20 protein-coding genes are annotated in these 21,136 nt (G+C 50.2%); 14 read left to right on the top strand and 6 right to left on the bottom strand.

Going from position 1 to position 21,136, the window contains the following annotated elements; translation table 11 throughout:
• Positions 1–76 precede the first annotated feature (76 nt).
• The 3 genes from gyrA to OIN60_RS07215 all read left to right on the top strand — a co-directional run bounded on the left by gyrA (position 77) and on the right by OIN60_RS07215 (position 4,045).
• The gene (gyrA, locus tag OIN60_RS07225) at positions 77–2,539 is read left to right on the top strand and encodes a DNA gyrase subunit A (protein ID WP_305754191.1); all 2,463 of its coding nucleotides are present in this window, start codon (positions 77–79) and stop codon (positions 2,537–2,539) included.
• 730 nt (positions 2,540–3,269) lie between these two features.
• Positions 3,270–3,686, top strand: coding sequence for a MarR family winged helix-turn-helix transcriptional regulator (locus tag OIN60_RS07220; protein WP_305754190.1), 417 nt, complete (start codon positions 3,270–3,272; stop codon positions 3,684–3,686).
• Between the two features lie 152 nt (positions 3,687–3,838).
• Positions 3,839–4,045, top strand: a complete 207-nt coding sequence (locus OIN60_RS07215) for a hypothetical protein (protein WP_305754189.1) — start codon at positions 3,839–3,841, stop codon at positions 4,043–4,045.
• A gap of 143 nt (positions 4,046–4,188) precedes the next feature.
• On the opposite strand, the gene OIN60_RS07210 is transcribed toward OIN60_RS07215, so the two are convergent.
• Together OIN60_RS07210 and OIN60_RS07205 are read right to left on the bottom strand one after the other, a co-directional pair.
• Positions 4,189–4,923 carry an RluA family pseudouridine synthase gene (locus OIN60_RS07210; protein WP_305754188.1) on the bottom strand — a complete coding sequence of 245 codons (735 nt, stop codon included), beginning with the start codon at positions 4,921–4,923 and terminating at the stop codon, positions 4,189–4,191.
• Positions 4,924–4,928: 5 nt separating this feature from the next.
• Positions 4,929–5,792, bottom strand: coding sequence for a class I SAM-dependent methyltransferase (locus OIN60_RS07205; protein ID WP_305754187.1), 864 nt, complete (start codon positions 5,790–5,792; stop codon positions 4,929–4,931).
• 319 nt (positions 5,793–6,111) lie between these two features.
• Between OIN60_RS07205 and araA the strand changes: the two genes are divergently transcribed.
• The 6 genes from araA to OIN60_RS07175 all read left to right on the top strand — a co-directional run bounded on the left by araA (position 6,112) and on the right by OIN60_RS07175 (position 13,059).
• Complete coding sequence (gene araA, locus OIN60_RS07200) at positions 6,112–7,605, top strand: L-arabinose isomerase (RefSeq protein ID WP_305754186.1); 1,494 nt, start codon at positions 6,112–6,114, stop codon at positions 7,603–7,605.
• Positions 7,606–7,772: 167 nt separating this feature from the next.
• Positions 7,773–8,225, top strand: a complete 453-nt coding sequence (locus OIN60_RS07195) for a flavodoxin (protein WP_305754185.1) — start codon at positions 7,773–7,775, stop codon at positions 8,223–8,225.
• Between the two features lie 21 nt (positions 8,226–8,246).
• Complete coding sequence (locus OIN60_RS07190) at positions 8,247–9,014, top strand: hypothetical protein (protein WP_305754184.1); 768 nt, start codon at positions 8,247–8,249, stop codon at positions 9,012–9,014.
• A gap of 343 nt (positions 9,015–9,357) precedes the next feature.
• A complete protein-coding gene (locus OIN60_RS07185) occupies positions 9,358–10,011 on the top strand; it encodes an HlyD family secretion protein (RefSeq protein WP_305754183.1) in 654 nt (217 codons plus the stop codon).
• Positions 10,012–10,026: 15 nt separating this feature from the next.
• Positions 10,027–11,550 (top strand): DHA2 family efflux MFS transporter permease subunit, encoded by a 1,524-nt coding sequence (locus tag OIN60_RS07180; RefSeq protein WP_305754182.1) that lies wholly within the window; start codon positions 10,027–10,029, stop codon positions 11,548–11,550.
• 42 nt (positions 11,551–11,592) lie between these two features.
• Complete coding sequence (locus OIN60_RS07175) at positions 11,593–13,059, top strand: efflux RND transporter periplasmic adaptor subunit (protein WP_305754181.1); 1,467 nt, start codon at positions 11,593–11,595, stop codon at positions 13,057–13,059.
• 57 nt (positions 13,060–13,116) lie between these two features.
• Here OIN60_RS07175 and OIN60_RS07170 read toward each other — a convergent pair whose 3' ends face one another.
• The 4 genes from OIN60_RS07170 to OIN60_RS07155 form a co-directional block, all read right to left on the bottom strand.
• Complete coding sequence (locus tag OIN60_RS07170) at positions 13,117–13,395, bottom strand: YxcD family protein (protein WP_305754180.1); 279 nt, start codon at positions 13,393–13,395, stop codon at positions 13,117–13,119.
• Between the two features lie 3 nt (positions 13,396–13,398).
• Positions 13,399–13,860, bottom strand: a complete 462-nt coding sequence (locus OIN60_RS07165) for a hypothetical protein (RefSeq protein WP_370872448.1) — start codon at positions 13,858–13,860, stop codon at positions 13,399–13,401.
• Between the two features lie 81 nt (positions 13,861–13,941).
• On the bottom strand, positions 13,942–14,508 hold the full coding sequence (locus tag OIN60_RS07160) for a PadR family transcriptional regulator (RefSeq protein WP_305754178.1): 567 nt from the start codon (positions 14,506–14,508) through the stop codon (positions 13,942–13,944).
• 213 nt (positions 14,509–14,721) lie between these two features.
• The gene (locus OIN60_RS07155) at positions 14,722–15,285 is read right to left on the bottom strand and encodes a beta-class carbonic anhydrase (protein WP_305754177.1); all 564 of its coding nucleotides are present in this window, start codon (positions 15,283–15,285) and stop codon (positions 14,722–14,724) included.
• Between the two features lie 213 nt (positions 15,286–15,498).
• Here OIN60_RS07155 and OIN60_RS07150 point away from each other — a divergent pair, with 213 nt between their 5' ends.
• From OIN60_RS07150 to OIN60_RS07130, 5 genes are all read left to right on the top strand, one after another.
• Positions 15,499–17,019 (top strand): carboxypeptidase M32, encoded by a 1,521-nt coding sequence (locus OIN60_RS07150; protein WP_305754176.1) that lies wholly within the window; start codon positions 15,499–15,501, stop codon positions 17,017–17,019.
• A gap of 136 nt (positions 17,020–17,155) precedes the next feature.
• Positions 17,156–18,160, top strand: a complete 1,005-nt coding sequence (locus OIN60_RS07145; RefSeq protein WP_305754175.1) for an ABC transporter substrate-binding protein — start codon at positions 17,156–17,158, stop codon at positions 18,158–18,160.
• A 41-nt stretch (positions 18,161–18,201) separates the two neighbouring features.
• Entirely contained in the window at positions 18,202–18,978 is a 777-nt protein-coding gene (locus OIN60_RS07140; protein WP_305754174.1) for an ABC transporter ATP-binding protein, read from the top strand.
• Between the two features lie 43 nt (positions 18,979–19,021).
• A complete protein-coding gene (locus OIN60_RS07135; protein ID WP_370872447.1) occupies positions 19,022–19,816 on the top strand; it encodes an ABC transporter permease in 795 nt (264 codons plus the stop codon).
• Positions 19,817–19,977: 161 nt separating this feature from the next.
• Positions 19,978–20,949, top strand: coding sequence for an aromatic acid exporter family protein (locus OIN60_RS07130; RefSeq protein ID WP_305754172.1), 972 nt, complete (start codon positions 19,978–19,980; stop codon positions 20,947–20,949).
• Positions 20,950–21,136 lie beyond the last annotated feature (187 nt).

The raw sequence follows: 21,136 nt of genomic DNA, 5'->3' as shown, positions 1-21,136 counted from the left end.
CCCCGCCGCCTTTCATGATTCGGGCGGCGTTTTTTGCTTAGATGATTAACGGTTATTTTTAAGAAGAGGTGCTTACATGAGCTTATCAGAACAGTTTCTGCCAGCTTTTCTGGAAGAGGTTGTCGGCGACCGCTTTGGCCGATATTCCAAGTATATTATTCAGGACCGTGCGATCCCTGATGTGCGTGATGGCTTAAAGCCTGTACAGCGTCGTATATTGTACGCTATGTACGATTCGGGGAATACGCCGGACAAACCATACCGGAAATCGGCCAAAACGGTCGGCGATGTGATGGGTAATTATCATCCTCACGGCGACTCGTCCATTTATGAGGGCATGGTCCGAATGGCCCAACCGTGGAAAATGGGGCATGTTCTCGTCGACGGACATGGCAACTGGGGCTCACAGGACGATGATCCCCCTGCGGCTATGCGTTATACGGAGGCCCGACTTTCTCCGATTGCGATGGAAATGCTGCGGGATATCGAGAAACGGACGGTCCTGTTTAAGGACAATTTTGACAATACGGCCAAGGAGCCTGTGGTTTTACCTTCGCGGTATCCGAACCTGCTGGTGAACGGTGTCAGCGGGATTTCTTCAGGATTCGCTACAGAGATACCTACGCATAATCTGCGTGAGGTGATCGATGCCTGTATCGCAGTTATGGAGAAACCTTCCATAGAGCTGGAAGAAATCATGACCTTTATTAAAGGCCCCGATTTTCCTACTGGCGGCTTGATCATGGGCGGGGACGGCATTCTTGAAGCGTACAGAACCGGTAAAGGCCGTATCTATATTCGTTCGAAAACGGAAATCGAATCACTGCGGGGCGGCAAACAGCAAATTGTCATTACAGAAATTCCTTATCAGGTGGTCAAATCCCGCCTTGTCACGGCAATGGAAAATATCCGTCTGGAGAAAAAGGTTGAAGGTATTGCCGAGGTGCGTGATGAGAGCGGCCGGGACGGACTCCGTATTGTGATTGAGCTGAAGAAGGACGCCGATGCTGAAGGCATCCTGGCTTATTTTTTGAAGAAAACGGATCTTCAGGTGGCTTATAATTTTAATATGGTGGCCATCGTGAACAAAGCGCCACATCAACTGGGGCTTAAAGCGATTCTTGAGGCTTACATAGCGCATCAGCGGGAAGTCGTCACCCACCGTATTCAATTTGAGCTGGAAAAGGCAGAAGACCGTGCCCATGTACTCGAGGGTCTGGTTAAAGCGCTGAATATTCTCGATGAAGTGATCGCTGCGATTAAGGCTTCCAAGAATCGTCAGGATGCACAAAATAATTTGCAGTGGATGTTCGGCTTCAGCGAGCGCCAGGCCGATTCCATCCTGACCTTGCAGCTTTACCGCTTGACCAATCTGGAGATTACTTCGCTGGAGAAGGAGCTTGCTGAAATCCAAAAGAAGGTTGCCCAGCTCCGTTCCATTCTGGAAAGCGACCGCAAGCTGATTGGCGTCATCCGTAAGGAGCTGCTTGATATCCGTGAGCGTTTCGGCATTGAGCGCCGTTCCTCGATCCAGGAGGAAGTGGAGGAAATCAAGGTCAACCTTGAAGTGATGGTCAGCTCGGAGGATGTGTTGGTAACGCTATCGAAGCAGGGTTATGTAAAACGGACCAGCCTATTGTCCTTTACCCGTTCCGGGGGCGAGCGTTATGGCTCAGGGGTCAAGGAGGGCGACTACGTTACAGAGCTGCTGGACGTAAACACTCTGGACGCGCTGCTCGTCTTTACACAGAGAGGGCAATACTTCCTGCTGCCTGTGCACCAGATTCCTGAATATAAGTGGAAGGAACCGGGGACGGCGATTGTTAATGTCATTCCTTTACTGAAGGAAGACCGTATTGTCAGCATCATTCCGGTGAAGAACATAGAAGAGGAAGGCAAGAGTCTTGTCTTCTTTACCCGTAAAGGTCAGGTTAAACGCACGGAGTTAAAGGAATACGCCACCAAGCGTTCCAGTGCGGTTGCCGCAGTCAAAGTGACTGCAGACGATGAAGTGTTGTCGGTCATGATGAGCGACAATTCACGTGATTTGCTGCTGGTCACCCGTTCAGGAATGAGCATCAGATTCCGTGAAACCGAGGTGAATCCGATGGGGCGTGTCTCTGCGGGTGTGCGGGGCATCCAGCTCGTGGAGAATGATGAAGTGATTGCTGCGTTAAGGGTTCAGGAAGATGAAGGGGAAATTCTTGCAATCACTGATCTGGGTTATGGAAAGAGATCGCTGTTGCTTGATTATCCGCTTCAAGGCCGGGGCGGTAAAGGTATTACGACCTTCGAATTCAAGGAAGGAAAGCGGGTACGCCCGAATGGCTCCAGACTGATTGCCGCCTTCTACACAACAGAGGCCGTGCAGCTTAGCGCCGTCACCGCCGAAGGACAATTTGTATCCTTCCTTTCCGAGAAAGCACCGCTGATGGATCGTAAGGACACAGGAAAACTACTCGTTCCCTTGGAGAAGAAGGATGCTGTAGCGGTTGTGCTGCTTCGTCCAGAGCCACAGGCCTCGTCAGAGGTTGAATAGTGGGCGTACCCGGAGTTGGGCGTACCCGGATTGTTCCTCCGATCGCTGTTGTCCCCGGATTTCCTGAATTGTGATTGAGAGGAAGAAATCCGGGGACAAAGGCGAACGCTCCGCTTCTTCGGAACAATTCCGGGCACTTGGCAGGGGTGTATCCCTTGAACGCTTCGCTTGTTCAAGGGATGTTTTGTTGCTTGCCGGTTCGAAGATGATTTGTTTGTTGATTCAGAGATGAGAAGAATAAAAGCTTTTTACTTCACAAAGGTCGAGAACGGGGTTTCACCTGTTCTCGACCTTTTTTGTTCATTTAGGAATCGCATAAGCTTGGCGATTCCTTTTAAGTAGGCACGCGCACGAAGCAGCGGAAAGAACGAAGCAATTCCGGAAAAGCGGAGCGCTCGCCTTTGGCCCGAAGGGTCAACAGCGATTGTAGGAATGCTTCGTTCTTGGAGCGTCTCAGCACGTGCCACATTAAGGAGCGCCGAGTCTTATAGGGCTTCCGATTCTGCTTTTTCCGCTTATTGTCGGGCCTTGTCTGTCAGGATGAAAAGGTTTTGAAGGACCACTGTCGAATTGCAGTATACCCCTTGGGTGTATCCATGACTTATTTCCTGATTTGTGATCTGAAGGGCAGAAGGGCAGGAAATACAAGGAGTCATGGCGAAATTTAACAACATGAATCATTTGTTCCTGCGAGCGTTTTTACAGATGACCGCATAAAGGAGATGAAAATATGCAAACGTCTGAATTTGCCAAGCTGTGGTTTAAGCTGACCAAAGATTATAAAGTTTATATGGAACAGCACCTGGCTCCTTCGTTAACCGAGTCTCAGTTGACGGTTCTTGAAGTGCTTCAGGAGAACGGCAGGATGAAGCCTTCCCAACTCATTCCGTATCTTGCCACGACACCGGCAGCAGTCACAATGCTGCTGGACAGAATGGAGAAAAATGGGTTTGTAACCCGCTTGAGAGATCAGGAAGATCGCAGAATCGTATGGATTCTGATCACGGAACGTGGTCTGGAGGAAGCAGACCGGGGCACTCAGATCCGCAATGCTTTTCTATCCGTCGCGCTTGGCCGAATCTCGCTTCATAACCAGAATCTGCTCGTTTTTCTATTGGGAAAAATAACAGCAGCCGGACAACTATAATCGATAGAGTCAGACAGTTCATTTCTGGTTTTCAGAAAAACTGTCTTTTATTTTTGCTATTTTGAACTTCACCGTATCGTTCAATCGTTTAGACAGGTTAACCAGACCCTGTTTCAAGTATTTTGGCATAGAGCCGCACACAGGAGCTGGCCGTGTCGCAAGGAGTCTCCTTGACCGACAGCGCCGGTCTGGCGAGCATTACCAGCCATGCAATGACCTACGGCATCAACTATGCGTTTATGATTGCCACAGGCATGAGTATTGCAGCCCTGATCCTGTCCTTCTTTATTCAAAATACCAACCCGCAAAAGCAGCGTGAAGGGGTGGAGAAAAAGAGACGAGCGGCTGTTTCTTCGTAAATGATGTCAACAGTGCCGGAAAAGAAAGGGACTCAGAAAACAAATCTGAGTCCCTTTCTTATAGGGGCGTTAAGAAGCCCATCTGCCTATGTGTTGGGAAAGATCATAAACCAGTCAAACACACAATCCCTAGTTACCGCTGATTAAACTAGCTCGTCGGGCAGAGCCTTTTCGTAAATCTCTTCCGGCCACGCACTCCATGGAAACTGATGCGGCGGGACCGATCTGAACAAAAGGGACTCCTTGCTTACTGGGTGGGGAGCACCGGCCAGCAGCGACCAAAGGGCAAGCTGCTGACCCGGACGGTTCACTTCGGCACCGTATTTCTGATCCCCGTAGAGCGGGCAGCCGATGCTTTGCAATTGCACGCGAATCTGATGGGGGCGGCCGGTGTGTAGCTCGACGAGGATTAGACTCAAGCCGTCCTTTTCGCCTACGACTCTGTAATCCAGCAGAGCCTGCTTGGCCCCAGCCGTGCCCGATTTGACCGCACTTACTGTATTGGTGCGCGAGTCCTTGAGCAAATGATGCTCAAGCCGGCCGGCCGGCGCGCCAGGCGAGCCGTGCACCACCGCAGCGTACAGCTTGCGGAAGCTGCGGCTGCGGACGGCCTCGGATAGCCTAGAGGCGGCTTTGGACGTTTTGGCAAAAATCATCGCTCCGCCAACCGGTCGGTCGAGTCTGTGGACGAGCCCCAAAAATACGTTACCCGGCTTTTGATGCCGAATTTTCAAATCCTGCTTCAGCAGGGTAAGAAGATCGGGATCTCCGCTTGCATCCTCCTGAGTAGGGACATTGACAGGCTTTTCGACCGCCAGCACATGATTGTCCTCATATAACACCTTAATCCCGGATTCCTCATTTGGAACAAATGACATGGGGATTACGCCTCCCAGCGTCCGAGAATGCCGCAGGGCAGAATCAGCCCGGAGCGGGTGATCGGCAGTCCGATTTCACCTGCAGTGATGTTGCCGCCATATTTGGGCTGCATCGTCATGCTGAGCATGTTCCTCAAGACGGTAGGGGATATCCCAGTGGTATAGGAATTGATAAGCATAAATAAAGGGTTGTCCGATATAATGCTCATGCAGGATTCCAGGAAAGGATAGAGGCTTTGCTCCAGCTTCCAGGTTTCACCGCTCGGCCCGCGCCCGTAGGAAGGGGGGTCCATAATAATGGCATCGTAACGGTTACCGCGCCGCTGCTCCCGCTGAACGAATTTGAACACATCATCCGTAATAAAACGCACCGGTTTGTCGGCGAGCCCGGAGAGCTGTATATTTTCCTTGGCCCACTGTACCATGCCTTTTGCCGCATCGACATGAACGACGCTGGCACCGGCATATGCCGCTGCTACTGTAGCCCCTCCGGTATAGGCGAACAGATTCAGCACCGAGATCGGTCTGCCTGCCGAGGCGATTTTGTCCATCATCCAGCTCCAGTTCGCTGCCTGCTCAGGGAATAGGCCGGTATGCTTGAAGCTGGTCGGGCGAATGTGAAATTTGAGGTTCTCATAATTGAGCGTCCAGCGCTCGGGGACAGGTTTCTTCATCTCCCAGTTGCCCCCGCCTGATGAACTGCGGTGATAATGGCCGTGAGTGCTGCTCCATTCCTGCGTTTCCTTGGCCAAAGGCCAAATGATTTGCGGATCGGGACGCCGTAAAATAATATCTCCCCAGCGTTCGAGCTTTTCACCGCCGCCGGTATCGATAACTTCATAATCTTTCCACTTGTCTGCTACATACATGTTATAATCCATCCTTCAAAAAGTCGTATGGACACTATTGTACACCAATTGATGCTTTTGCCGCCAGCAAACGGGAAAGCATATCTCACCGCTTCATTTGCAACAAATGCGGATGATGTATCCTCATTCCCCAGAGCTTCGTTTCAAGAAATCTTATTTTTCTTTCCCTCTTGTAATTAAAGCGTTTTCCATTTAGAATAAAAGGTATATGTTGTACGTACAAATTGATGGTTTGAGTATAAAAATAGTATTAATTTCTATTTATGTACGTACATGTCTGGTTCTACTCTATCCTTTATCAAGTAGGAGGAAATTGCAGATGACTATTTTGAAACCGTTTCAATTTTGGTTTATTACAGGAAGCCAGCACTTATACGGACCTGAAACACTTGATCAAGTGGAAGAGCATTCCAAGCACATCGTCGAAGGGCTGAACCGGAGTGGAAAGCTTCCATTTGAAGTCGTATTTAAACCTGTATTGACAACTCCGGATGCGATCCGCAGCCTCATCATTGAGGCGAACAGCAGCGACATGTGCGCAGGGCTGATTACATGGATGCACACCTTTTCTCCGGCTAAAATGTGGATTGCGGGCCTGAACCGACTGGATAAGCCACTGCTTCATCTGCATACCCAATTTAACCGTGACATTCCATGGGACAGCATTGATATGGATTTTATGAACCTGAACCAAGCCGCCCACGGTGACCGGGAATATGGATTTATCGGCGCACGGCTCGGCATTTCCCGCAAGGTTATCGTAGGCTACTGGGATGAAAGTCACGTGCAGGAGAGAATTGCTTCGTGGATGTCAACAGCAGCGGGTTACATTGAGAGCCATAACCTGAAGATTGCCCGTTTCGGGGACAACATGCGTGAAGTAGCCGTGACTGAGGGCGATAAAGTGACCGCACAGTCCAAGCTGGGGTGGTCCATTAACGGATACGGTATCGGGGATCTGGTAGAGATTATCGGATCTGTAAGAGAGGGCGACGTTAACGCCTTGTTCGAAGAATATGAGGAGCTGTACGATCTTGCGCCGGATGCGCTGCAGGCCGGACACGTCCGCGATTCTATTCTGGAACAGGCCCGTATCGAGCTGGGACTCAAGCAGTTCCTGGCGGGCGGCAATTTTGGTGCGTTTACAACGACATTCGAAGACCTGCACGGCATGAAGCAGCTTCCTGGGCTTGCAGTTCAGCGGTTGATGGCCCAGGGCTACGGCTTCGGCGGGGAAGGAGACTGGAAGACTGCTGCATTAACCCGTCTGATGAAGCTGATGGCCAATAATGTGGGCACTTCCTTTATGGAAGACTATACCTACCACTTGGAGCCAGGCAACGAAATGATCCTCGGCTCACATATGCTGGAGATCTGCCCGACTATTGCGGAGAATAAACCGCGCATCGAAGTACATCCGCTTGGAATCGGCGGCAAGGCGGATCCTGCACGTTTGATCTTTAATGGCAAGAGCGGAGATGCTGTCGTAGCCTCACTGATTGATTTGGGGGGACGCTTCCGTTTGATCGTCAATGAAATCAAGGCGGTAAGCACCGAGAAAGAGATGCCTAGACTGCCGGTAGCCAGTGTGCTCTGGAAGCCGCAGCCTTCACTTGAGGTGTCCGCGGAAGCCTGGATTTATGCGGGCGGCGCGCATCATACGGTATTTTCGTACGTGGTATCGACTGAGCAATTGGTTGATTTTGCCGAGCTTACCGGCATTGAATGTGTGGTTATCGATGAGCAGACTAATATCCGCCGCTTCCGGCAGGAGCTGGAGTGGAACGAGCTATATTACCGTTTGAAAAAATGAATCTCGAAAGATTTGGCTATGCTAAGGGCGGCTGCATATATGATGCGGCTGCCTTTTTCGATTATAATCGTGTTTAAATGGTGAATAGGAAATAAATAATTTGACAATGAGAATCATTATCACTTATATTCATTGTAACAAGATGACAGTAAAGCGAGGGATTGATTTTGGCCAAGATTTTGATTGCGTATGCGTCGATGACGGGCAATACTGAAGAAATCGCCGAATTAATTGCAGAGGGAATCAGGCAGACAGGGCATACGGCGGTTCTTAAAGAAGCTTATGATTGCAGTGCGTCGGAACTGCTTGAATATGACGGATACTTGCTGGGCGTCTATACGTGGGGAGACGGTGAGCTGCCCGATGAGTTTCTCGATTTCTATGAAGAGCTGGAAGAGCTTGAGCTGGGGGGGACCAAAACAGCGGTTTTCGGGAGCGGGGATACGTCCTATGCCCAATTTTGCGGAGCAGTCGACCTGCTGGAGCAGAAGCTGAAGGATCGAGGAGCAGTATTGGTGCAGGATAGTCTCAAGATTGAGTACAATCCGCAGGATGCAGAGAAGGAAGGGTGCCGGGAGTTTGGGCGCAAGTTTTTACAAGCTGGCATAACGGTAACTTGACTGGAAAGGACCGGATTGATCATGGGAGAAGAGGGAAGCGGCAGCTCCATGCCCGTACTTTACGATTATCAAATTGAATCTATGTGGAATAGCCGTCAGCTTCAACAGCCGCAGGGAGGCGTCAGGAGAAAACCGGGCAGACATTGGCGTGAACGAGTGCAGCACGCGGTCAGTCATGCCTTAAACGAATATTACAGCACTCCATATGATGTCAGGTGTGAAATCCCGGTACAGTACATGCTTGAAAAGTGGTGGCCGAAGCAGCACACAGGCTTTGAATCCTGTTCGCATTATTGGGATGTTAAAAACAAGGTGACCGGTGGGATCTGCAAAATAGGCGCGGCAAATCAGCAGCTCCATGAGCCAGCTATATTGTTCGAGCAATTTCAAATACCGGCAGCGGAACTGAATATGGAGCTATCGGTGATCATACAGGCCGCCTGGATGATGGGACAGTATTCGGACTCACTTCTCATTCAGAAATACATGGTTTCCTACGATCCTCATTTAATCACTGCACATATGCATTTTATTAATGCATTCAGTCATTATGCCTTTGGTTATATTCCAGAAATGATTGAATTTTATTGCCTGCTGGAAGGGAGGAAGGTGTCTTATGTAAACAATCCTTCTTCTCTAGGCAGATCCATCGATTATGTGACACTGCTGCGCGGCTCTATGGAAGAAAGCGGGACTGACAGGTGTCTGTGTCCGAACTGTATGGAACGACACCGGGCCAATCTGCTTCCGGCAGCAGAGAGGAGAAGCACCAGGCTTCACATTTCTTAATCAGTAGTGCCGTAAAGGTCAAGGACAGAGGGAGCTTCCCTACCGTTCTTGGCTTTTTTTGTTGTCAAAGCAAGAGTAGCAGGAAGTTTTTTTTAAAAACACTATTGCTAATTTGCTAAATTTAACTATAATTATTTTTTGTGAGCTCAATATGAAACTTTTTAAATATAATTAGTTACAATAGTAGTTGATCACTTTTGTATCGCGTAAGCGCATGACTTCATAGTCATGCTTTTCTTTATTCACTAAATGCTTAATGATGTATTTTGATTTGACTGCGTATATTTTAATTTTAAAATATTAGCGTTGAATAATAATTTCTCAAGTAACAGGGGTGGAAGAAGTGAGTAAGAAGACTGTACTGCCGATTCTCATTGTGGTTTTGATCTTAAGCGGTGGCGCGCTTGGCTATTATTATTGGTATCAGGGAAGTCATTTTATAACCAGTGACGATGCCCGGATTACGGTAGATCAATATAAAGTAATGCCACAGATTACCGGGGAGATTACCCATATCGATGTGGAGGAAGGCGATGTGCTCAAGCAAAATGAGCCGGTTGCCGAACAGGACGTTGCAGGTCTTGAAGCCGCGTCCATCAGCAAGTCTGTCATGAGAGCACCCATTGACGGAACGGTAATCAAAGTGTATTCCAAGGTGCATGAAACCGGATCGCCAAGCTCGGCGGTTGCGGTCATGGCTGATATGAACAGCGCTTATGTGACGACCAACATTGAAGAAACCGACATCAGCCGTATTCAGCCTGGGCAGTTGGTGGACATTACACTTGACGCTGCAGAGAAGCGGACGATCCAGGGCAAGGTGCGTAAGGTAGGGCAGGCCTCCAACTCGGTATTCGCCGCGATTGCGGCCACGAACACAAGCGGCAACTTTAATAAAGTGACCCAGCGCATCCCGGTCGAGATTGTACTGAATGCGCCTGAGGATCTGAAGCTGATTCCAGGGACCAACGTCGAAGTTAAAATTCATACATCATAAAAAGGAGGAGTCGATGTGTCTTCCACTGATACTGCCGCTGCTCCTTCTGTAGGCTCGGTCAGAGAACGCTGGCTTGCCTTTTTCGCTATTATTCTGGGTGCCTTTGTCGCTATTCTGAACAACAGTCTGATCAACGTCGCCATTCCGAGTCTGACAAGTGACCTTGGTTCAACCACGGCGAAGATTCAATGGGTGCTCACGGGATATACGCTTGCATCCGGGGTGATCGTGCCGATTACAGGTTTTATGGAGCAGCGTATTGGTTACAAAAAGTTCCTTATTTTAGCACTTAGCGTTTTTTCGCTGGGTACGGGGTTATGTATATTCGCCTGGAGCGACACCTCGCTCATCGCGGCGCGGATTATTGCCGGTCTCGGGGGCGGTGTCATCATGCCGCTCAGCATGACGATTGTGTATAAAATTATGCCCAGGGAGCAGGTTGGCATGGCTCTTGGGATTTGGGGGATTTCCGCGATGGCGGCCCCGGCGATTGGACCGACGCTCAGCGGTTATTTGATCGAATGGTTCAACTGGCGTTTTCTGTTTATCATCAGTCTTCCGTTTGCGTTGTTTGCCATTCTGATGGCCATTGTTTTGATCAAGGAACCGCCTAAAGGGGAACCGCGAAAATTTGATATACCCGGTTTCTTATTGGCAGCAACATGTGCAGGCACCCTGCTGTACGCTTTGTCGAACGGTTCATCCGACGGCTGGACTTCTTTTAAAATTGTGGGATTGTTCTTCATCGCATTCTGGGCGCTGGTGTTCCTTATTTACGTTGAAGCCGGTAAAGAGAATGCGGTGATCGAAATTTCCTTGTTTAAAAATTACAGGTTTACGCTCAGCGTTATTGCTTCCAGTTTCGTGATGATGGGCATGTATGGCGGCATGTTTCTGACACCGCTGTTTTTGCAAAATATCCAGTCCGTGTCACCGATAGACACCGGTATTTTGCTTATTCCGCAGGCGCTTGCGATGGCGGTCATGATGCCGGTCGCAGGCAAGCTGTTCGATAAATTCGGGATCGTACCGCTGGGTCTGGTCGGCCTCACACTGACCAGCTTTATGACGTACCATCTGCACCAGCTTACACCGGATACACCTCATCAGTGGCTGGAAATTGTGATGGCTCTGCGGGGGCTGGGCATCGGGATTTGCATGATGCCTTTATCCACGGTTGGCATGAATGCAGTGCCGCCGAGCAAGGTAGGCAACGCCTCCACCGCATCGAACCTGGTGCGGACGGTAGCGGCGTCGATGGCGATCGCGGTATTTACTTCCATTATGCAGAGCCGGACCGCCATGCACTCCCAGCATATTGCCGAATCGATTACACCCGATGCGGCCAGGTCATTTCAGGCTATGCTTGGCAGCTCTTGGCAGTCTAGCGTTTCTGGCTTAATATCGCTGGATGCTTATTCGAGAGGTATCGGAGATACCTTCCTGGTATCTTCGGTGCCGATGTTCTGCTCCATCCCGCTGATTTTCCTGTTTATTCAGCGGAAAAAGCGGGAGAAGGAAGCAACTGCAAGTGAATAATCGCGTCCGGCATTTAAAAATGAGAGAAAGAAAGGGAACACAATGAAGATCACAAAATTGGAAACTACGTTAGCTGCGGTTCTGCTCGGAACGGCTATGTTATCCGGTTGTTCGGGCAGCGGGAACGCGGCTCAGGATATGGTTGTGCCTGTGAAGGTGAGTCAAGCACAAGAAGGCATTATAGGTGAAGGTGAAATTTATACCGGAGTGGTTACTCCATCGGAGACGGTAAATATCGTTTCGAAGCTCGCCGGCAAGGTCGTTGAGCTTCCGGTGGATGTTGGTTCCGAGGTGAGAAAAGGGCAGGTGCTGTTTAAGCTGGAGGATAATGACCTCCGTAATAACTTGGCGAAGGCCAAGGCAGCGGCATCCGCATCCGCAGCCGCCGTCAGTACGGCGGAAGCTTCCCACGAGTCCAGTCTCGTGTCTGCAGCATCAGGTGTAGTAAGCTCGAAGAATGGTGTCATCTCTTCCCAAAGCGCCATTAACCAGGCGCAAGGGGGCTTAAATCAGGCGAAAACAGCAGTGAAGCAGGCGAAGAACGGCCTGTCCAGCGCAGCCAACACTGTGAAACAAACTGCCCAGGCTTTGGCTGATGCTCAAAAGGCGCTCACCCGGACACAAGCCTTGTTCAATGACTCAGCAGTGCCGCAAGCCCAGCTTGAACAGGCTCAAACGGCGGTGGTAAGCGCCCAAACGGCATATGATAACGCTGTGAATGCAAAAGCAAATGCCGAGAACCAACTGGATGCAGCCCAAAAAGCGCTGGACACCGCAGAGCAGGCCTATAAAGTGGCAACCAGCAGCTATGAGAATGCCAGCGACGGATACAGTAATGCCCAGCGTCAACTGGAGGTTTCGCACAACACGGCTACCATTGAGGCGAACCGTGAAGCCTTCAAGCAGGCCCAGTTGAATGTCTCCATCGCTCAGGACGCATTGGATGATTCGGTGATTACTTCCCCAATTGACGGTATTGTAGGCACCAAAAATACGGAGATCGGGGAAATGGTATCTGCTTCATCGCCCGCGATGGTGATCGCAGATTTAAGTACGGTAAATACCCTGATCTATGTCCCTGCGGAACAGATTAATAAGGTTAAAACGGGTGACAAGGTTCAGGTTCGTGTGACGGCCTCCGATCTGATTACTACAGGCACAGTTAAAAGTGTCAGTCCGCTGGATTCCAGCGGGAAGGGTTACCCGGTTAAAATATCGGTGGCCAATCCGGACATGCAGTTGAAATCAGGCATGCTGGCGGACATCAGCTTTGTGAATAACGATGCGCAGCAGGGAATGATCGTACCTTCAGGCGCCCTGCTGGAGGAGGATGCTAAATCCTATGTCTTCGTTGTGAATGGTGACCATGTTGCCCGGAAGGAAGTAACCGTTGCAAGCGAGTCGGGCTCCCAGGCACTGATCACGAGTGGGCTCGAAAAGGGAGAAACGATAGCTGTAAATAATCTGGCATTGCTCAGTGACAATTCAGCGATCAAAATCACCCAATAAATAAATAAGACCCTCATCCGCTGCTGCGGTATGAGGGTCTTATTTATTTGAGTGATGTTATGTGCGTACGTGAGCGGTAATTTCTTCATCCAAATCGAGGGTGATGTCTTCCCGGTAAGCACGAATTCCGTATTCGGAATGCAGGTACCGAAGGATGGCCTCAATAATATTGGATTCAACAAGATACTGGCTTCTGTCATGAATCCATACCTCTGCTGTATAACCTGAGAGTTCATCCCAGGAGAGCTCAACTGTTACCTCGGTCGGCTTTACATCTTTGCGGGCAGCCATATGGAGACAGACGGCATTGATGATTTCATCCATACTGAGAACCATGGATTAATAACGTCCTCCACGGGAATCTTCTTGTTTGCGGCGATTTTTGTAGCTGCGGTAGATGGCAAAGCCGATCACTACAAGCAGGTAAATGGCGAGCAGGTTGATGGCGAGCCCGAGCAAGCTGCCCAGCATGCCCATATTCGCGAACAGACCGCCGAACAGAAGGCCTGCCAGACCGCCAATCATCATGCCGCGCATAAAGCCACCGCCGAAAAATCCGCCGCTTCTTTTATTGGTAGAGCCTGCAACCGTGTTGTTATTCGTTCTGGTCTCGCTGCGGTTCACGTTGTTATTGGTGGTGCTGTCATTCGGTTTGCTTGGCGTTGTTTGGTAAGATCTCTTGCCGGAGCTGAAGCCCCCGCCGCGGCGCGCATCCGCATCTGACGGCGCAACTACTGCGAACAACAATGTTAAAGCCATCATGACCATGGTGAACTTTTTGAAAGAAAATGCTTTCATGATAAATTGGAACCTCCCTGTAAAATAAATGTTCTCCAGCCGCTACCCCTATATACGATGAATCCGGAGTAGGGTTTCAAAAAATTAATTTTTAAGTATAAAAGGATTATGCTCCTCCTTCACATCTCCCGCGGCCATCATCTTCAATACCATATTGCACCAGTCCAGCCCTGCTTTAGCGTTCAGAAGCCCTTTTTGCACGAGTACATAATCACTGAAGGCCTGGCTCCCAAAGCTTAAATTTTCCGCAGGGATCGCATCGAGGATTCCCTCCAGATGGGCAATACGGCTGTTAAAATGCCGCTTTCTTTCCTCAAACATGCGGATGGCGCTTCCTTTATCCGCGAGCCACAGGCAGAAAAGCCGCAGGCTCATTTCGTCGCGGGTAACCGGCGGAGACACCGATTCATGGGTCCATTGTTGAAGAGCATGGATCCCCTTATCTGTAATCATGTAGATTTTCTTGTCCGGTTTATCTGACTGCTGAATCCAGCGGGAGGAGAGAAGCCCGTTCTTCTCCATACGTGCAAGCAGAGGATAGATCTGGCTGTGCTTGGCCTGCCAGAATGGCTGGATACGAAGCATCAGATCATACCCCGAGGATTCATGCCGGGCCAAAAGACCCAACAGACCATAGGACAATAAATTCATAAGCATTATCTCCTTCATCCATTATTACAGAAAAATCAATTTTGATTCAGCGGCTGGACATTGCAGCACGATGCTGCTGTCATAATGAAAGTGTACACTGAAACTGTATGGTATGACAACTTTGCACCTGAACAGCTCGTCTTTTCCCGTTGCAAGGCTCAAATAATACAAAAAAGCACGGATTCCAAATCCGTGCCCATCGCAGAGAGATGCCTAATTTTCGTACCCGTCCACAACCAGGTCAAGCTCCCCGGTTTCGGGGTGAATAATCATGCCGTGTACAGGTACTTGGGGGGGGAGTAGTGGATGATTCTTAATGATCTCCACGGTACTTTTTACCCCTTCTTCCACGTTGTCAAACCCGCGCAGCCATTTTTTTAGCTTGATTCCCGAATTCTCCAATGTATCCAGCACCTTCTGATCTATTCCCCGCTCAAGCATATGCTGGACCATGACATCGGAATTTAGAGCGGCCATGCCGCACTCGTGATGACCGACAACCAGTACCTCATCCGCCTCCAATTCATACAGGGCAACGAGCACACTGCGCATGACGCTTCCGAAGGGCTGCGAGATGATGGCGCCGGCATTTTTGATGACCTTCACATCTCCGTTACGCAGATTCATGGCGCGCGGCAGCAACTCGACGAGGCGCGTATCCATGCAGGTGATGATCACCATTCTTTTGTTCGGAAATTTGCCTGTTCGGTAGACTTCATACTCCTTGTTCGCCACAAACTCCTTATTATGCTCTAAAATGGCCTGGATATGATTCATCTCTTATCTCCTCACTTTACTAACTGTAGTTAGAGCCTACTGACTTTCTAAGCAGTACGCAGGCTTCGGGCTTGCCCATTTTAACTGTGAATAGAGACGTTCTGTACTCCTTAACATTTGATTATACGGCGATTAATTATTATCATCAAGGTGTATGGGACAAACCGGGAGAGCTGGTAAACCGGAAATCAACCCTAAGTCGAGGTGAGTGTAATGGAGCAAATACAGTTAACGGACCGTTTGAAGCAGTTTAAGGAGCTGGTGCGTAAGATCAAAAGTTATGGCGAGGCGATAGGGCTGCTCCATTGGGACATGCGGACAGGAGCGCCGCGCAAGGGAATTGAAATCCGCTCGGAAACGGTGGGCATGCTGTCGACGGAGATATTCAAGCTGCAGGTGTCGGAGGAGATGAAGGAGCTGCTGGAGGCTCTGTCTGTACCCGAAGCAGCCGCACAATTGGAGGACAATGACCGGAGGCTGGTCGAGGAGTGCCGCAGGGAATATGAGCTGAACAAGTCCATCCCTGCCAATAAAATCAAAGAATACGCCGTGCTGGCCGCCCAATCCGAAAGCTATTGGGAGAAGGCCAAGAGCAGCAATGATTTCGCGGGCTTCGAGCCTTATCTGACCAAGATCGTGGCGATGAAGCAGGAATTTATAGATTACTGGGGGGTTAAAGATACCCGCTACGATACGCTGCTGGATATGTATGAGCCGGAGATGACAGTTGAGAAGCTGGATGCGGTATTCGATCAGCTCAAAAGAAGGCTGGTGCCGCTGCTTGAGAAAATACAGGCCTCGCCGAACAAGCCGGACGCTTCATTTTTGAAGGATATATACGATGTGGGTCAGCAGGAGAAGTTCGGGCTGTATTTGCTGGAGCAAATGGGATATGACTTTGAGGCAGGCCGCCTGGACGAGAGCGTGCACCCGTTTGCCACCGGATTAAATCCGGGGGATGTGCGTATTACGACACATTATCTGCAGGACGATGTACTGAGCGCGATCTTCAGCTCCCTCCACGAAGGCGGCCATGCGCTGTATGAACAGAACATCAGCCAAGAGCTGGCCGGGACATTGCTGGCGGAAGGCACCTCGATGGGGATTCATGAATCGCAGTCGCGTCTGTGGGAGAACATGATCGGCCGCAGCAAGCCTTTCTGGCAGCGGTATTATAAGGAGCTGCAGAAGCATTTTCCGGATAAGCTTGCCCATGTCACGGTGGAGCAGTTCTACCTGGCCATGAACCGGGTAGAGAATTCGTTGATTCGTATCGAAGCCGATGAGCTTACATATAACCTGCACATTATCGTCAGATACGAAATTGAAAAGCTGCTATTTAATGAAGGGCTTGAAGTGAATAAGCTGCCGGAAGTGTGGAATACCAAATATCAGGAATATTTGGGCATCACGCCGCCGAGTGATTCGCTTGGTGTCCTGCAGGATGTGCATTGGTCCGGGGGGGATTTCGGCTACTTTGCCTCTTATTCACTTGGCAATATGTATGCCGCACAGATTATGGCGACGATGCGCAGGCAGATGCCGGACTTCGACCAGTTCATTGAACAGGGCAATCTGCTGCCGATCAAGGAATGGCTTACAGACAAAATTTATTATTATGGCAAAAGCCGCACTCCGGCCGAGCTGATTCTGTCCATCACCGGCGAGGAGCTGAACCCGGACTACCTGGCCGATTATCTGGAGGCCAAGTATACGGAAATCTACAAGCTGTAATTTGACCCTAAGGTCGAGGACTGGAGCTGAACTGGCTCTGGTTCTCGACTTATTTTTATTTAAGACGGCTTTGACCACCCCACCCAAATGTGCATATACATAACTAGACTTGCACAGTGGAATGGAGGAAAGGCGTATGAAAGCAGCCGGTTGGATGAAAGCCGCAGCGGCGGCGGCGCTGTGCGGATTGCTGCTGCTGGGGGGATGCTCGCCGGAGCAAAGCGGGACGAAGGTCAGGCTGGCGGAGGTGGCGCGCACCGTTTTTTATGCACCCCAATATGTAGCGTTGAGTCAGGGCTTTTTTGCGGAAGAAGGCCTGGATGTGGAGCTGACAACCATTCCGGGCGGGGATAAATCCATGACAGCCCTCCTGTCCAACCAGGTGGATATCGCGCTGATTGGTGCGGAAACGTCTATTTATGTCGTTCAGCAGGAGAGCCAGGATCCGGTCATTAATTTTGCCCAACTGACACAGACGGATGGGACCTTCTTGTTCGCAAGGGATACGACAGGGGGATTCGATTGGGAATCGCTTAAGGGCAGTGAATTTCTCGGACAGCGCAAAGGCGGAATGCCGCAGATGGCCGGAGAATTCGCCCTGCGCAAGCATAACATTAACCCTCACCAGGACCTGCAGTTGATCCAAAATATAGATTTTGCCAATATCACTTCCGCATTTGCGTCAGGCACAGGGGATTTTGTACAGTTGTTCGAGCCGCAGGCGTCTATCTTCGAGCAGGAGGGAAGGGGACGTGTCGTCGCTTCTTTTGGCACGGAAAGCGGACTGCTTCCATATACGGTTTATATGGCCAAACAGAGCTATCTGCAGCAGAACGATGAGACAGCCCAAAAATTCACAAATGCCGTACAGAAGGCCCAGCAGTGGGTAAAGGAGCATTCTCCTGAAGAAATAGCCGAAGCTATTCTTCCTTATTTTAAGGACACGGATAAGGATGTTATTGTCAGCAGCATCAAACGTTACAAAGAGCAGGATACTTATGCGGAAAATCCGGTGATTGACGGTAAGGAATGGGCTAATCTGCTGAACGTCATGGAAAGTGCGGGCGAGCTGCAACGTGAGGTTCCGCTGAAGGAGATCGTGAATAATCAGTATGCGGAAAAGGCAGCAGGCTCTCTTTAACCGGAATTAGGAATAGGCTTAGGAGGGAAGGAGGAATCGTATTGATCCCTCTGGTGGAATTGCAGAATATCAAGCATGTCTACGTAACGGATAAAGAGGCATCGCTTGCCGTTGACAATGTAAGCTTTACTGTTGCGCCCGGCGAATTTATCAGTCTTGTTGGTCCGAGCGGCTGTGGCAAAACAACCCTTCTGTCCATGATCGCAGGCCTGCTCCAGCCGGCTGCCGGACAGGTGCTGCTGCAGGGAAAGCCGGTATCGGGACCGGATCGCAGAGTAGGCTATATGCTGCAACAGGATTATTTGTTTCCTTGGCGTACGATATTGGAAAACACGATGCTGGGCTTTGAACTGGCCCGCACCGTAAAGGCGGATTCCAAAGCACGGGTGATTCAGTTGCTGGAAGATATGGGGCTTAAGGGTACCGAGAATTTGTATCCCTCCCAGCTTTCCGGAGGAATGCGGCAGCGTGTAGCTCTGGTCCGGACTTTGGCCACGAACCCCGAGCTGCTGCTGCTGGATGAGCCGTTCTCCGCGCTGGATTACCAGACGAAGCTGCAGCTTGAGGATTTGATCGCGGATACGCTGCACACCCACGGAAAAACGTCTGTCCTGGTCACACATGATCTGGCTGAGGCGATTGCGGTCAGCGACCGCATTCTGGTGCTTGACCGTAATCCCGGGCGAATCCGCAGTTCGTTTACAGTGCCCGAACCGATCCGGCAGGCGCAGCCCTTTTATGCTAGAGAGCAGCAGGGATTCAACGAGCTCTTTCGTGATATTTGGGCTGAACTCGAAGCCTCCGGCGTAAAGGAGTGACACAGCTATGAATATAGGCACGGGAGCGGAAACGCATGCCTGGATGCAGTCCATTCATAAGGAATACAAGCGTCGCAACCGGGCTGCCAAATGGCGGGTGCGCGCGGTTCAGTTGGCGATTCTGATCGCTTCTTTTCTGTTTTGGGAGTTGGCGGGCAGACGCGGCTGGATTGACGTGCTGCTCTTCAGCTATCCAAGCAAAGTATTCAGGCAAATTTATGGGGATGCCGTCAGCGGGGAATTATGGGGCCATCTGGCGGTCACCGTTGGTGAGACGGCTGTCGGCTTTGTAATGGGCACGCTGCTTGGGACAGGGCTGGCCATTCTGATTTGGTGGTTTCCGTTTCTCTCCAAGGTGCTTGATCCTTATATGGTCGTATTCAATAGTATGCCCAAGGTGGCGCTTGGCCCGATTTTTATTGTAATGTTCGGGGCGGGTTTTACCGCGATCCTGATGACGACATTGTCGATCATCATCATTATTACTACACTTGTTGTATATAACAGCTTCCGCGAGGTGGATGCTAACTATATTAAAGTGGTCCGGTCCTTCGGCGGAAGCAAGCGGGACGAATTTCAGAAGGTCGTGCTGCCCGCCTCTTTTGCGGCCGTCATATCCACGTTGAAGGTTAATGTCGGCATGGCTTGGATCGGGGTCATTGTCGGCGAGTTTCTGGCGGCCCGGGCCGGGCTTGGCTATTTGATTATTTACGGTTTTCAGGTGTTCAATTTTACGCTTGTCATGTCAAGCCTGCTGCTGATTTCCATCATTGCGGCTTTAATGTATCAGGGGGTTGCTTATATGGAGCGTCGGCTTTTATCAGGAAGACATCAATGATAGCTTGGCAAAAAGGCGACCGGAGACTGAGGGCATGGCCCGCAGCAGCCGGCCGCTCTTTGTCATGGGAATTGTCCGCCCCCTTTGTTTACGGTAGCCCCTAAAGTAAGGTATGATGAAAATAAATCAACCAGTTTTCAAGGGAAGGGCGAAATTTTTTCATGGGCTTTCGTGTGATTAAAACTGCGATCGCAGCACTGATGGCGGTGCTTATCGCGGACAGGCTTGGTGTGTCCGGAGCTACATCTGCAGGACTGCTCGCGATTCTTGGCGTGGATGTCACCCGTAAAAGAAGCATTCGGACAATATCGGCGCGTTTTTTTGCTTCTGTGCTGGGGCTGCTGTTTGCCAGCGTTTTATTCGATGTGTTCGGTTTTCATTACTGGGTATTGGCCCTGTATATATTAACCGCTTTTCCGTTTATCGTTAAGGTTGGCTTCAAGGAAGGGATTGTCACCGGATCGGTTGTCGTTTTTCGCGTGTTCAGCGAGGGAATTATCGATGTGGAGGTGCTGCTGACCCAATTGTGGCTGCTGCTGATTGGTCTTGGCTCTGCCATGGTCGTTAATTTGGCGTATATGCCGCGCACGGACAATACGATGCTGGAAATTCGCCAGCATATCGATCAGACTTTTTCGGTGATCTTTACACGTATTGCGCAAACGCTGAGGCAACCTGTGTATGACTGGGACGGGAGTGAAATCATTGCTGCGGACGAGGCCATAACGAAGGGCATCAGTGAAGCCGGGCGCTCGCTTGAGAATCAGGTGCTGCATCCGCGGGAGGATTGGAAGGTCTATTTTTACATGCGCAGACAGCAGTTGGACTCGATTCAGAATATGATGCAGCTGATATCGCAAATGTATCTCCATATGCCGCAGGCCGCGCTGGTTGCGGAGCTGTTTGAGCAGTTAAGCGTTGACGTCGTTACGGAGCACTACACAGGACGCACCGAGAAGCTGCTGCAGCAAGTGGACGAGAAATTCAAGGAAATGGAGCTGCCCGCCACGCGCGAGGAGTTCGAGATCAGATCAGCCATTCTGCAGCTTAGCCGTGAACTGTCGCAGTATCTGAAAATTGCTAAGAAGGACAAGGCACCGGCTCCGATGGAAGTGCGGCAGGCAGAAGCGTAAGATAAGGAGCATAGAACAGTTTCTCAGCAGAGTAAGTTGCGGTTTTTTGTGCGTGTTGCGTCAATTCTGGTATGATTTTTTAGGTAAAAAAAGATTAAGAGGTAAGACAAAAGAACACCGCTGCTTGCCAGCGGTGTTTTTCGTATGTCCAAATATGGATGCTGTGTTAAAATTTGCATCTTTCAGC

Source organism: Paenibacillus zeirhizosphaerae (genome assembly GCF_030705605.1).
In the GTDB taxonomy this organism is placed as follows: Bacteria; Bacillota; Bacilli; order Paenibacillales; family Paenibacillaceae; genus Paenibacillus; species Paenibacillus zeirhizosphaerae.
The sequence above is the reverse complement of the archived record's forward strand: the minus strand, read 5'-3'. Positions and strand labels throughout refer to the sequence as shown.

Coding starts and splice junctions, on each gene's coding strand:
- OIN60_RS07155 (WP_305754177.1), bottom strand. CDS start 15,285: ATGAATCATATCCAGGCCATTTTAGAGCATAATAAGGAGTTTGTGGCG.
- OIN60_RS07135 (WP_370872447.1), top strand. CDS start 19,022: ATGCAGTCCATTCATAAGGAATACAAGCGTCGCAACCGGGCTGCCAAA.
- OIN60_RS07160 (WP_305754178.1), bottom strand. CDS start 14,508: ATGAATTTATTGTCCTATGGTCTGTTGGGTCTTTTGGCCCGGCATGAA.
- OIN60_RS07130 (WP_305754172.1), top strand. CDS start 19,978: ATGGGCTTTCGTGTGATTAAAACTGCGATCGCAGCACTGATGGCGGTG.
- araA (WP_305754186.1), top strand. CDS start 6,112: ATGACTATTTTGAAACCGTTTCAATTTTGGTTTATTACAGGAAGCCAG.
- OIN60_RS07210 (WP_305754188.1), bottom strand. CDS start 4,923: ATGTCATTTGTTCCAAATGAGGAATCCGGGATTAAGGTGTTATATGAG.
- OIN60_RS07150 (WP_305754176.1), top strand. CDS start 15,499: ATGGAGCAAATACAGTTAACGGACCGTTTGAAGCAGTTTAAGGAGCTG.
- OIN60_RS07175 (WP_305754181.1), top strand. CDS start 11,593: ATGAAGATCACAAAATTGGAAACTACGTTAGCTGCGGTTCTGCTCGGA.
- OIN60_RS07145 (WP_305754175.1), top strand. CDS start 17,156: ATGAAAGCAGCCGGTTGGATGAAAGCCGCAGCGGCGGCGGCGCTGTGC.
- OIN60_RS07170 (WP_305754180.1), bottom strand. CDS start 13,395: ATGGTTCTCAGTATGGATGAAATCATCAATGCCGTCTGTCTCCATATG.
- OIN60_RS07190 (WP_305754184.1), top strand. CDS start 8,247: ATGGGAGAAGAGGGAAGCGGCAGCTCCATGCCCGTACTTTACGATTAT.
- OIN60_RS07205 (WP_305754187.1), bottom strand. CDS start 5,792: ATGTATGTAGCAGACAAGTGGAAAGATTATGAAGTTATCGATACCGGC.
- gyrA (WP_305754191.1), top strand. CDS start 77: ATGAGCTTATCAGAACAGTTTCTGCCAGCTTTTCTGGAAGAGGTTGTC.
- OIN60_RS07220 (WP_305754190.1), top strand. CDS start 3,270: ATGCAAACGTCTGAATTTGCCAAGCTGTGGTTTAAGCTGACCAAAGAT.